Genomic DNA, 11,291 nt, shown 5'->3' with positions numbered 1-11,291 from the left:
GTCGCGGGTGCCCCCTCACCCCACGGGCTCGCGGTCGGCGAGTCCCGCACGGTGGGCGATGGCCGTGAGCTCGGAGCGCCGGGCGGCGCCCAGCTTCGCGAGCAGGTTGGACACGTGCCGCTCCACCGTGCGGTGGCTGATGAAGAGCCGGTCTCCGATGGCCCGATCCGTCAGCCCCTCCGCGACGAGGGCGAGCACATCGCGCTCGCGGCGGGTGAGGTGATACGGGTCGTCGCTCGAGTCGGGCGGATCCTCGCGCAGCGTGATCCGGGCCCGCTTCGCCACGTCCTCGGCGAGGCGGTGGAGGTGCGCAGCACCGATCCGGTCGGCCGTCGTCCATGCGGTGCGCAACTCGTGGGCGGCCGACGCCCGATCCCCGCCGTTCGCGAGCATCGCCGCCGTCGCCCGCAGCCGCGCCTGTATCTCGCGGAACGGGTTCTGCAGGTCCTGCCACCCCTCGGCCGCGGCGAGCCACGCTTCGGCATCCGCGTGGCCCGAGGCATCCGTCAGCTCGCACTGCGCGACCGCGTGGTCGGCGCTGGCGACCGGGTTCACCGAACGTGAACGCGAGAGCGCCTCGGCAGACCGGACGACCCAACTCCGCACCTCGTCGATGTCGGCGCGCGAGTCGCGCGAATCCGTCGCGATCGCTGCGGAACCGGAGGCGGCAGCGGCTGTGGCAGCCGCGGCCGCGGCGAACAGCGGCACCGAGAAGACGGCGTGCTCGTCGTGACGGAGCTTCTCCCGCCCCTGCTCCGCCATCGCCAGCGCCTCGTCGAACCGGCCCTGGGCGGCGAGGACCTCGACGAGCGTCGCGTAGAGCGGCCCGAGCAGCTGGGTGTCGATCAACCGGGCGCCCGCGTGCCGTGCCGCGTCGAGTCGGGAGCGAGCGCCGTCGAGGTCGCCCAGCCGGAACAGGAGCCGGCCGCGGATGAGGTCGACGCGCACGGCGTCGACGCCGGCCGGTTGCAGGGCGTCGGCTTCGTCGAGGAGCTGCGTCGCCTCGGTGTTGCGGCCGAGTTGCAGGAGTGCCTCGGCCGCGTCGCATCGGCACCAGACGCCCTTGCGCTCCCGCAGGCCAAGACCCTCCACGATGTCGATCCCGTCGATCGCCACGTTCGCCGCCTCGGTCATGCGCCCGGCGTCGTACAGCGCGGAGTGCAGGTTGACGATGGCGCGGGCGATGTCGTCGACGTCCTCGAACTCCTCCTCGGCGATGCGCCGGGCCGTTCGGAGTTCGGCGATGCCCTCCTCGAGCTCGCCGAGATACGACAGGTCGACCCCGAGGTTGTTGCGGGCGTGACCTTCGACCGACCGGGCTCCCACCTGCCGGGCGATTGCGATGGCTTGGCGGGCGACCGGGGCCGACTCCTCGAAGCGGCCGGCCAGCATGAGCACCTGCGAATAGCCGCTGAGCACGGCGGCCCGCCACGAGGTGACCGGTTCGGCCGGCACCAGCTCGACGGCGCGCTCGTACGCGACGAGGGCGTCCTCGCCTTCGGCGGCCATCCACAGGTAGCGTCCGAGACGCTCGTGCAGGTACCCGTGGTGGTGCTGCTCGGCGGGGTCGACGGCCGCGATGGCGCGGCGCACCAGCTCGGCGGCCCGCTCGGGGCACGCCGCGAGGTGCGCGACCTCGGCGGCCGACCACAGTACCTTGTAGCAGGGTGCGTCGAGGTGCACGTCCTCGTCGGGCAACGTGTCGAGAAGGGTGACCGCACGCTCGTAATGCGAGAGCGACTCGCTGAACGCCAGCGCGCGGGCGGCCGCCCGGGCGGCGTCCACCGCCGCGGTCAGGGCGCGCGGCGCGTCGCCGGCCGCGTCCCAGTGGCGCGCGATCCGGCCGGGCACCGACCCGGGATCGCCCGCGAGTTCGGGTCGGTCGGACAGCGTCTCGGCGACCCGCCGGTGGAGTCGGGCCGCCTCGCCGGGGAGGAGCCCTCCGGCGATCGCCTCCTGGAGGAGTGCGTGACGGAACACGTACGCGCCGCCGTCGCCGGTCTCGGTGAGCAGCACGTGGTGCTCGACCGCTGGACGCAGGGCGGCGTCGAGCGCCGGGGCCGGCACGTCGGCGACGTGTTCGAGCAGGCGGTGCGGCACCCGGCGTCCGATGACGGACGCGGCGCGCAATGCCTGCCGCGTCGCGGGTGCCAGCTCCTCGAGCCTCGCGAGCAGCAGGTCGCGGATGGTGGCGGGAAGGTCTCCGCCCGAGCCCAGCACCAGCAGTTCCTCGGCGAAGAACGGATTGCCCTCGGCTCGTCCGTAGATGTCGTCGAGCAGCGCCCGGTGCGGCGGGATGCCGAGGATGTCGCTGAGCTGCAGTGCCTGCTCGTCGCGGGTCAGGCGTCCGAGCACGACGTGCCGGCCCGACCGACGGCCGGACTCGGCGATGAACCGCGTCACCGCGACGTCGTGCGGCGGCTCGTCGGTGCGAACGGTGAAGACCAGCAACGTGTCGCCGCGCAGGTGGCCGCCGAGGAGCGTGATGAGTTCGAGCGTCGACCGGTCGGCCCAGTGCAGGTCCTCGACGATCACGATCACGGGAGCTTCGACGCCGAGCCCGTCGATCACCGCGCTCACCGCTCGGAACAGCAGGCTCGCGCTCGCTCGGGTGGGCTCGGGGACGGGCATGGAATCGGCCAGGGCCGGGATCCACCTGGCCAACTCGGGCGCCGCGTGTCCGGCGAGCCGGACGACCTCCGCGGCGCCGCGTCGCCGCACGAGGTCGGTGAGCAACTCCACGAGCGGCGCGTACGGCAGGATCTGCTCTCCGTACGCGACGCAGCGCCCGACGAGGACGTTCGCGCCCCGGGCCGTGGCCCGGGACGCGAACTCCTGCACGGTGCGTGTCTTGCCGACCCCCGCCTCGCCCTCGACGAAGACTGTCTGCACCGAGTGGTCGGCGGTCGCATCGGCGAGCAGGGCCTCCAGCCGCGCGAGTTCACGCTCGCGGCCGACCAGCTGTCGACTGGTGGCGCGATTCGTCGTGACCTCACCGGTCATCGCCATATCTGGATTATCCCCCGATTCGAGGAATCCTCGGGCCGAAATCGTGATCTCGGCTGCCGGGATCACCCCTCCTGGACCGGAACGAGCTGGTCGGCGACCAGCCCGTGCGCCTCGCGATGCACCTGGGCCGCGGCTTCGGCGTCGGGGGCGTCGACGAGGCAGAACACCTTGCCCGACCCCTCGTCGAACCAGTACTGGCGGTAGTCGACGCCGTAGCGGCCCTGGACCTCGAGGTCCTTGGCGTGGGCGCCGGCCACCGCATCGGCGGTGAGCCCCTCGACCCGGTCGTGGACATCCATGAAGAGTGCCATTTCATCCTCCTGTGGTTGTTGGCGGGTTGGTGATACCACCAGCGTGGAGGGCGGGCCGTCGGGGCCGTTACGGGGAACCACGCAGTTCCGGATGCCTCGACCACGCAATTCCCGTCGGCCCGGGTCAGTCGGCGACGCCCGAGCGTGCGGCCTCCAGCACGGCGTACGCCCGCCCGAGCCGCTCGATCCACCACTCGGTGCGCTCGGGCCCGGCCGCGTACCGGTCGAGCAGCTCGGGGTCGGGGTCGACCCGCCGCACCCCGATCGACCCGCCCTCGGGCACGAGCGGGTCGCGCGTGACATCCGCCGCCAGCAGCGATGCGGTGCCGAGGCCGCAGTCGTAGTCGAGGTCGGGCACGGATGCCGCGAGCTGCGCGCCCATCGCGAGGCCCACGCTCGTGTCCAGCGCGCTCGAGACCACGACCGGCAGGCCGGCTCGCGCGACGATGTCGAGGGCCCGGCGGATGCCGCCGAGCGGTTGCGCCTTGATGACGAGGAGGTCGGCGGCGCCGGCCTCGGCGACGGCGAGCGGATCGTCGGCGCGGCGCACGCTCTCGTCCGCCGCGATGGGGATGCCCATGTACTTGGTGCGACGGCGGATCTCGGCGAGCTCCTCGACGCTCGGGCACGGCTGCTCGACGTACTCGAGGTCGAACGGCGCGAGGGCATGGATGGCGTGCTCGGCCTCGTCGACGTTCCAGCCCCCGTTCGCGTCGACGCGGATGCGTCCCTCGGCGCCGAGCGCCTCGCGCACGGCGCGCACCCGCGCGACATCCGCCGACAGGGGCTGGTCGCCGCCCGCGACCTTGACCTTCGCCGTGCGGCATCCCGGGAATCGCGCGAGCACCGCCGGCACGCTGTCGGGATCGACCGCCGGCACCGTCGCGTTCACGGGGATCCGGTCGCGGAGGGCGGGCGGCGGCGCGTTCCAGCCGTAGTCGATGGCGGCGGCGAGCCAGGCGGATGCCTCGTCGTCGTCGTACTCGGCGAACGGCGAGAACTCGGTCCAACCCTGCGGCCCCTGCACGAGGAGCGCCTCCCGCACGTCGATGCCGCGGAACCGCGTGACGAGCGGGAGCGCGACGACGCGCGCGGTGGACAGGAGCTCGTCGAGGTGCGGCTGCGGTGCGGCGTCGTCGGTCACCCTCCCATCGTGTCACCCCGCGGCATCCGTTCGCGCCCCCGGGAAACCGGAGTCGCCACCTGCTACCGTGTACCGACCTGGGGGTGCACATGTCCGACGAATTCGCCACGCTCGGCGTCGAGGCCGCTGAAGACACCGAGGTGCGCGACTCCGCCGGACGCAACGTCGCGATCGCCGTCATCGGCCTCGTGGTCGTCGTCGCCGCGCTCATCCCGCTCACCTACGGCGCCGTCTGGGTGGGGTCGATCGTCTACGCCGCCGTGGTGTCGTTGCTCACCGGCGGTCCGGCGCCCGCGGCGCCCGGCGTCGCGACCTGAACGACCGGTCGACCGCGCGAGCGGATGCCCCGACCGCCGGGAATAGGCTGGGCGCATGGCACGCCAGGTCTCCGAACTGTTCGACGCGAGCGAGTGGACGGATGCCGCGGCATCCGTCACCGGCTCTGGCGGTTTCACCGACATCACGTACCACCACTCCGCCGACGGGCGCATCGCCCGCATCGCGTTCGACCGTCCCGAGGTGCGCAACGCGTTCCGGCCGCAGACGGTCGACGAGCTCTACCGCGCGCTCGAGGACGCGCGCACGAACCCCCGGATCGGCGTCGTGCTGCTCACGGGCAACGGGCCGAGCGAGAAGGACGGCGGCTGGGCGTTCTGCTCCGGCGGCGACCAGCGCATCCGCGGGCGCGACGGGTACAAGTACTCCGACGCTGAGACGGCGATCGTCGAGGGCGCAGGCGGTTCGCACGGCAGCCACGCCGCGGTCGGGCGCCTGCACATCCTCGAGGTGCAGCGGCTCATCCGCTTCATGCCGAAGGTCGTCATCGCGGTCGTGCCGGGGTGGGCGGCGGGCGGCGGCCACTCGCTGCACGTCGTGTGCGACCTCACGATCGCGAGCCGCGAGCACGGCCGGTTCAAGCAGACGGATGCCGACGTCGGCAGCTTCGACGCCGGCTACGGGTCGGCGTACTTCGCGCGCCAGATCGGCCAGAAGTTCGCGCGCGAGGTGTTCTTCCTCGCCGAGGAGTACTCGGCCGAGCGCGCCTACGAGATGGGCGCGGTGAACCGGGTCGTGCCGCACGCCGACCTCGAGCGCGAGGCGATCGCGATGGCGCGCACCATCCTCACGAAGTCGCCGACGGCGATCCGCATGCTGAAGTTCGCGTTCAACGCGGTCGACGACGGCATGGTCGGCCAGCAGGTGTTCGCGGGCGAGGCGACCAGGCTCGCCTACGGCACCGACGAGGCCGTCGAGGGCCGCGACGCGTTCCTCGAGAAGCGCGAGCCCGACTGGGGCCCGTACCCATGGCACTTCTGATCCGCTGGGCTCGAAATGAAACCCGTCAATCAGGTTGCGGCCTCGGATGTCGCGGCGGTGAGCCGTGCGCTCCGCGTCGCGCTCGACGGCGGGCCCGCCGTCTGGCCGGTCGACCCCGCCTTGCGAGTGTTGACGTTCCCGTCGAGTGATGACGCTGCCGCGGCGCCGGACCGGGGGAACGTCAACACTCGGCGGGAGAGGGAACAGGTCGACGACGGCGTCGCGCTCGTCGTGGAGACGAGCGGGTCGACGGATGCCCCGAAGCGCGTGCTGCTCTCGGCGGCCGCGCTGCGCGCGAGCGCGGCGGCGACGGCGGCAGCACTCGACGGGCCCGGGCAGTGGCTCCTCGCCCTGCCTGCGCACTACATCGCGGGCGCCCAGGTGCTCGTGCGATCCATCGTCGCGGGCACCGAACCCGTCCTGGTCGGCGGCGAGCACTTCGACCCGGCCGCGTTCGCTGCGGCATCCGCACGGCTGGACCGGCGGCGACCCCGGTACACCTCGCTCGTGCCGGTGCAGCTCGGCCGCCTCGTCGACGCGGCCGAGTCCGACCGCCGCATCGCCGAGGCGCTGCGCTCGTTCGACCGGATCCTGCTCGGCGGCCAGGCCGCGCCGCCGTCGCTCATCGTCGCCGCCGACGTGCTCGGCGCGCGGGTAACCCGCACGTACGGTTCCAGCGAGACGTCGGGCGGATGCGTCTACGACGGGCGTCCGCTCGACGGCGTGGGTGCGCGCATCGTCGATGGCCTCGTCGAGCTGACCGGGCCGATGCTCGCCGACGGATACCTCGGCGACCCCGAGCGCACCGCGGCCGCCTTCGTGGCCGACGCCGATGGAACGCGCTGGTATCGCACCGGGGATCTCGGTCGCATCGAGCACGACGGCACGCTGCGCATCCTCGGGCGCGCCGACGACGTGATCATCTCGGGCGGGGTGAAGGTCGCGCTCGGCGAGGTCGAGCGGGCGATCCGCGCCCGGCCCGGCTTCGCCGACGCCGTCGTGGTGCGCGTGACGGATCCCGAGTGGGGGGAGCGGCCGGCGGTGGTCGCGACGGGAACGGAAGCCGCCGCGACATCCGATGCGCTCGCGACGCTCGCCCGGGCGACCGACGCCGCCGGACTCCCGCCCGCTGCACGGCCCGTGCGGCTCGAGTTCGTCGACCGGATGCCGCTCCTCGCGTCGGGCAAGCCCGACCGTCGCGCGATCGCCGCGATGCTCTCGAGTTAGCGGGTCGCGGAGCCGTTCGTGTCGACGGTCGCGAGGCCGAGCTCACGCCAGGCCGCGATCAGGTCCCGATCGCCCGAGACTGCCACGAAGTCCTCGCTCGCCGCCTCGACGGCGGTCGCGCAGTGCACGGCGTCGTACCCTCGGAGTCCGAAGCGCCGGCTGAGTGCGGCCGCATGGAGCACCGAGTCCTCGCGGGGTTCCACGACCACGACCGAGCCCCAGAGGCGCTCGAGCGTGACCATCGAATCCCGATGCCGGTCTGCGTCGAGGCGACCCATCCGTTCGGCGCGAGCGAGCGCGGCCGCTGCTTCGACGTAGGCCAGCAGGCTGACGACCACCTCGTCGGCCGCGAGCCACACGCGCCGGGCGCGGGCAGAGCCGGGTTCATCGATGATCAACGGGATGATCGCCGACGTGTCGAGGTATGCGATCACCGCCGTTGCTCGGCGATGAGATCGGAGACGGTGCCCGATGCCGTGATCGGAGTCGGAAGCGTGGCTTTCGGACGCAACGGCGGCCGGGCGAAGCCCTCGGCGATCATCCGCTCGATCGGCGACTCGGCTTCGATGGGGACGATGCGGGCGATCGGCTTGCCGTGGTCGGTCACGACGACCGTTTCGCCCTGGCGGACTCGTGCGAGCTGCCGACTGAGCGTGTCCCGGAGCTCGCGGATCCCGACGTTCGATGATGTAGCCACATTCATGCGCCGATTATAGCCACATTCGCCGCAGGCGCCGGGAGTCGGCCCGTCACGGCGCCGTCGGCGCGGCCTGGCGTGCCACCGCTTCGGGCTCGGCGTCGAGCTCGGCCAGCCGCTTCGCCTCGTCGAGGTGCGCCAGCACGCGGCGGCGGCTCGGCAGCAGCAGGCTCGCGAGCGCGGCGATGGCGAAGCCGGCGACCGACACCTGGACCGAGGCCTGCAGGGCCTGCACCACGTGCTCACGGCTCAAGTCGTCGCCGACGATCGTGAAGAAGACGGTCGTCGAGACCGCCACGCCCGTCGCGGCGCCGAGCTGCTGGAAGGTGCTGAACGCACCCGATGCCGAACCGGCATCGGCGACCGGAACCGTGGCCAGCGCGACGTCGATGAGCGGGATGATGAGCAACGAGAGTCCGAACCCCGCGAGGAGCATCGGCCAGACCGCCGCCCACCCGCTGAACGCGGCGCCCGCCTCGGCGACGACGGCGAACACCCAGAGCACGCCCGTCGCGAGGAGCACCGAACCCGCCGTGACGAGGAACTTGCCGACGCGCGGCACGAGCGGGATGACCGCGCCCGTGCCGAGGAGTGCGCCGAGGCTGAAGGCGAGCAGGTTGAGGCCCGCGGTGAGGGCGTCGAAGCCGAGCCCCGCCTGCAGGTAGATGACGAACGGCAGGGTGAAGGCGTTGAGCGCGCCCTGGAACGCAGCCTGCGTGACGACGCCCGCCGAGAAGCCGCGATCGGCGAAGAGCGGCATGGGCAGGAGCGCCGAGCCATCGCGGCGCATCCGCCGACGCTCGTGGGAGACGAAGGCGAGGAGCAGCAGGATGCCGGCGATCACCGGCAGCCAGAGCCAGGCCGGCCAGCCGAGCGTCTGTCCCTCGACGAGCGGCACCATGAAGGCGAGCACCACGGCGGTGAGCAGCAGCACCCCGGCGACGTCGAGGCGCATCGGCCGGGGAGAGCGGGTCTCGGGCACGAACCGGGCTGCCAGCCCGACGATGACGATGCCGACGGGGATGTTGATGAGGAACACCGTGCGCCAGCCGAGTCCCCACAGGTCGGCGTCGACGAGCCAGCCGCCGAGCACGGGTCCGGCGACCGCGGCGAGGCCCGCCACGGCGCCGATGAGGCCGTACATCGGGGCGCGCTCGCGCGGCGTGAACAGCGCCTGCACCGAGGCGAGCAGCTGCGGCACCATGAGCGCCGCGAAGAGCCCCTGCGCGATGCGGGCGACGACGAGCGCGTCGCCCGACCATGCGGCTGCGGCGACGGCCGACGAGAGCGTGAACCCGGCGATGCCGAGGAGGAAGATGCGCCGGCGGCCGTAGAGGTCGCCGAGGCGACCGCCCGTGATGAGGGCAACGGCGAAGGCGAGCATGTAGCCGCTCACGATCCATTCCAGTTGCGCGTCGGATGCCCCGAGGTCGGCGCCGATCGACGGCAGCGCGACCTGCACGATCGTGACGTCGAGCAGGTCCATGAACGAGGCGAAGAGGAGGATGCCGATGGCGAGGCCGCGGCGTGGTGCGGTGGTCATGCCGGCCGCCCTTTCGTATGCTGAGGATGTCTCCGAGGCGGAACTGTCTCGGTATGGGATATTTTCAGTATGGGATAATCCCACAACGGGAACGATAAGGAGTCGGGCGAGGCATGTCAAGCAGGGCCGAGGTCACCGGGCGCATCGTCGGCCTGCTCCAGCTCGTGATCGCGTCATCGGTGATGACGAACGAGCGCATCGCCCGTTCGCTCGGGCTCAACGTCGTCGACCTGCAGGCGCTCGGCTTCATCGCGCGCAACGGCGCGCCGATGACGGCCGGTGAGGTCAGCCAGCAGACCGAGTTGCCCACCAGCACGACGACGCGCGTGCTCGACCGGCTCGAGAAGCACGGATACATCGAGCGCACGACCGATCCCGACGACCGCAGGCGCGTCGTGGTGCGCGTTCGTCCCGAGGCCGCGGCCGGCGTCGGACAGGGCGGCGAGGATGACCCGTACGGCACCATCCTCGAGGCAATGCGCCGCGTGCACGAGCAGTTCACGGTCGACGAACTCGAGGTGGTGGCGCGCTACCTCGACGCGGTGAAGGACGTGCGCTGAGGCATCCGCTCGACCGATCCGGCCCGGACCCACGCCCGCCTCGGGTGGCCTGACTAGCATGTCGGTGTGGCACGCCCGAAACCCCAGCGCATGAACCCCGCCGACGTCCGCGAGCACGCGCACCGGCGCTCCGGAAACCCCGCCAAGCGCTCCGCCGCGCCCACCGTCGCCCGCGGCCCCGCGACGGTCGCCGACTGGGTCGCCGGGGCGCGCCTGCGCACCCTGCCGCTGGCGATCGCGCCGGTCGCGCTCGGCACGGGAGCGGGGGTCGTCGCCATCCCGGACGGCCCGTGGCATCCGGCCCGCGCACTGCTCGCCCTCGTCGTCGCGCTCGCCCTGCAGATCGCGGTGAACTACGCCAACGACTACTCCGACGGCGTTCGCGGCACCGACGACCATCGCGTCGGGCCGGCGCGGCTCACCGGCTCGGGTGCCGCCAAGCCGAAGCACGTGCTGGCGGTCGCCCTCAGCTTCTTCGCGCTCGCCGCGATCGCGGGCCTCGCGCTCACCATCGTGACCGAGCAGTGGTGGCTGCTCGCCGTCGGCGCCGTGGCGATCGTCGCCGCCTGGTTCTACACGGGCGGCCGGCGACCCTACGGGTACTACGGCCTCGGCGAGCTGTTCGTGTTCGTGTTCTTCGGGCTCGTCGCGACCGCGGGCTCCGCGTACGTGCAGGCGCTCACCGTGAACCTCGAGGCCTGGCTCGGCGGCGTCGGCGTCGGGCTCATCGCGTGCGCCGTGCTCATGGCGAACAACCTGCGCGACGTCGAGCAGGACCGGGCGGCCGGCAAGCGCACGCTCGCGGTGCTCGTCGGGCCGCTCGCGGGGCGCATCCTGTTCACGGTCTTCATGCTCGTGCCGTTCGGGATCGCCGGCTTCTTCGCGCTGTTCTATCCCGCGGCCGTGCTCGTGCAGTTCGCACTGTTCATCGCGGTGCCCGCCTGCGCCATCGTGCTCTGGGGGCGGACCCCGCGCGAGCTGCTGCTCGCGCTCCAGCTGGCGAGCATCACGGCCCTGGTCTACGGGCTCGGGATGGGGCTCGTGTTCGCGCTCTGATCCCGAAGCTCGTGCAGGGGAATGGGACCCATCCCCGCCTGAGCCGCGACATCGAGGCGAATCGCCTGCACAAGCTCCAGGGGGCTACGCGGAGTGGTCGCGCCGCTCGGTCGAGGCCGCGTCGACCGCGGCATCCTCCACCTCGTCGTCGACGTGCACGGCCGGGGTCTCCCGGTGACGTGCCTCGTACAGGTCGCTCGCGATCGACTCGCGCTGGCGGCGCAGGAAGATGACCGACGCACTGAACCCGAACACGGCGGCGACGGCCGCTGACACCCACGGGTTCACGCCCGCGATGAGGAGCACGGCGAGCGGCACGGCGAACAGCAGGATGCGCAACGCGGTGTACCAGATCCAGACGGGCACGGACTTCACCCTCACAGTGTAGGTCGGCTTCCCCTGAGTACTCTCACAGCCGCGGGCCGGG

General features: G+C 72.4%; 12 protein-coding genes. 5 read left to right on the top strand and 7 right to left on the bottom strand.

Annotated features, from left to right (window positions below; genetic code table 11):
- Positions 1 to 15: 15 nt before the first annotated feature.
- From EZM51_RS10165 to EZM51_RS10155, 3 genes are all read right to left on the bottom strand, one after another.
- Positions 16 to 3,009, bottom strand: coding sequence for a helix-turn-helix transcriptional regulator (locus EZM51_RS10165; protein WP_136708152.1), 2,994 nt, complete (start codon positions 3,007 to 3,009; stop codon positions 16 to 18).
- 62 nt (positions 3,010 to 3,071) lie between these two features.
- Positions 3,072 to 3,320: a DUF4242 domain-containing protein gene (locus EZM51_RS10160; protein WP_136708151.1), complete on the bottom strand. Its 249-nt coding sequence runs from the start codon at positions 3,318 to 3,320 to the stop codon at positions 3,072 to 3,074.
- Between the two features lie 124 nt (positions 3,321 to 3,444).
- Positions 3,445 to 4,464 (bottom strand): o-succinylbenzoate synthase, encoded by a 1,020-nt coding sequence (locus EZM51_RS10155; protein WP_136708150.1) that lies wholly within the window; start codon positions 4,462 to 4,464, stop codon positions 3,445 to 3,447.
- 89 nt (positions 4,465 to 4,553) lie between these two features.
- Between EZM51_RS10155 and EZM51_RS10150 the strand changes: the two genes are divergently transcribed.
- From EZM51_RS10150 to EZM51_RS10140, 3 genes are read left to right on the top strand one after another with little or no spacing between them, the layout of a single operon-like run.
- Positions 4,554 to 4,781, top strand: coding sequence for a hypothetical protein (locus EZM51_RS10150; RefSeq protein ID WP_136708149.1), 228 nt, complete (start codon positions 4,554 to 4,556; stop codon positions 4,779 to 4,781).
- A 55-nt stretch (positions 4,782 to 4,836) separates the two neighbouring features.
- On the top strand, positions 4,837 to 5,781 hold the full coding sequence (locus tag EZM51_RS10145; protein ID WP_136708148.1) for a 1,4-dihydroxy-2-naphthoyl-CoA synthase: 945 nt from the start codon (positions 4,837 to 4,839) through the stop codon (positions 5,779 to 5,781).
- A 15-nt stretch (positions 5,782 to 5,796) separates the two neighbouring features.
- Positions 5,797 to 7,008, top strand: a complete 1,212-nt coding sequence (locus EZM51_RS10140; RefSeq protein ID WP_136708147.1) for an AMP-binding protein — start codon at positions 5,797 to 5,799, stop codon at positions 7,006 to 7,008.
- Here EZM51_RS10140 and EZM51_RS10135 read toward each other — a convergent pair.
- The 3 genes from EZM51_RS10135 to EZM51_RS10125 are packed head-to-tail and all read right to left on the bottom strand — an operon-like array spanning position 7,005 to position 9,248.
- Positions 7,005 to 7,442: a type II toxin-antitoxin system VapC family toxin gene (locus EZM51_RS10135; RefSeq protein WP_136708146.1), complete on the bottom strand. Its 438-nt coding sequence runs from the start codon at positions 7,440 to 7,442 to the stop codon at positions 7,005 to 7,007. The genes EZM51_RS10140 and EZM51_RS10135 overlap by 4 nt on opposite strands.
- Positions 7,439 to 7,711 (bottom strand): type II toxin-antitoxin system prevent-host-death family antitoxin, encoded by a 273-nt coding sequence (locus EZM51_RS10130; protein WP_136708145.1) that lies wholly within the window; start codon positions 7,709 to 7,711, stop codon positions 7,439 to 7,441. Before EZM51_RS10130 ends, EZM51_RS10135 begins: the two co-directional genes overlap by 4 nt.
- Before the next feature lie 46 nt (positions 7,712 to 7,757).
- On the bottom strand, positions 7,758 to 9,248 hold the full coding sequence (locus EZM51_RS10125; RefSeq protein WP_136708144.1) for an MFS transporter: 1,491 nt from the start codon (positions 9,246 to 9,248) through the stop codon (positions 7,758 to 7,760).
- Positions 9,249 to 9,361: 113 nt separating this feature from the next.
- Here EZM51_RS10125 and EZM51_RS10120 point away from each other — a divergent pair, with 113 nt between their 5' ends.
- Together EZM51_RS10120 and EZM51_RS10115 are read left to right on the top strand one after the other, a co-directional pair.
- On the top strand, positions 9,362 to 9,808 hold the full coding sequence (locus EZM51_RS10120) for a helix-turn-helix domain-containing protein (RefSeq protein ID WP_136708143.1): 447 nt from the start codon (positions 9,362 to 9,364) through the stop codon (positions 9,806 to 9,808).
- 66 nt (positions 9,809 to 9,874) lie between these two features.
- On the top strand, positions 9,875 to 10,864 hold the full coding sequence (locus tag EZM51_RS10115) for a 1,4-dihydroxy-2-naphthoate polyprenyltransferase (protein ID WP_248305580.1): 990 nt from the start codon (positions 9,875 to 9,877) through the stop codon (positions 10,862 to 10,864).
- An 84-nt stretch (positions 10,865 to 10,948) separates the two neighbouring features.
- Here the strand turns inward: EZM51_RS10115 and EZM51_RS10110 are convergent, their stop codons facing one another.
- Positions 10,949 to 11,239, bottom strand: a complete 291-nt coding sequence (locus EZM51_RS10110; RefSeq protein WP_169053860.1) for a DUF4229 domain-containing protein — start codon at positions 11,237 to 11,239, stop codon at positions 10,949 to 10,951.
- Positions 11,240 to 11,291: the final 52 nt, after the last annotated feature.

The sequence above is a fragment of the Agromyces sp. H66 genome, assembly GCF_004959775.1.
Lineage (GTDB): Bacteria > Actinomycetota > Actinomycetes > Actinomycetales > Microbacteriaceae > Agromyces.
This window is presented reverse-complemented; position numbering and strand designations above follow the sequence as displayed.

Excerpts from the sequence above, each read along its gene's own strand:
- EZM51_RS10165 (WP_136708152.1), bottom strand. The coding sequence starts at position 3,009 with ATGGCGATGACCGGTGAGGTCACGACGAATCGCGCCACCAGTCGACAG.
- EZM51_RS10145 (WP_136708148.1), top strand. The coding sequence starts at position 4,837 with ATGGCACGCCAGGTCTCCGAACTGTTCGACGCGAGCGAGTGGACGGAT.
- EZM51_RS10120 (WP_136708143.1), top strand. The coding sequence starts at position 9,362 with ATGTCAAGCAGGGCCGAGGTCACCGGGCGCATCGTCGGCCTGCTCCAG.
- EZM51_RS10130 (WP_136708145.1), bottom strand. The coding sequence starts at position 7,711 with ATGAATGTGGCTACATCATCGAACGTCGGGATCCGCGAGCTCCGGGAC.
- EZM51_RS10140 (WP_136708147.1), top strand. The coding sequence starts at position 5,797 with ATGAAACCCGTCAATCAGGTTGCGGCCTCGGATGTCGCGGCGGTGAGC.
- EZM51_RS10150 (WP_136708149.1), top strand. The coding sequence starts at position 4,554 with ATGTCCGACGAATTCGCCACGCTCGGCGTCGAGGCCGCTGAAGACACC.
- EZM51_RS10125 (WP_136708144.1), bottom strand. The coding sequence starts at position 9,248 with ATGACCACCGCACCACGCCGCGGCCTCGCCATCGGCATCCTCCTCTTC.
- EZM51_RS10160 (WP_136708151.1), bottom strand. The coding sequence starts at position 3,320 with ATGGCACTCTTCATGGATGTCCACGACCGGGTCGAGGGGCTCACCGCC.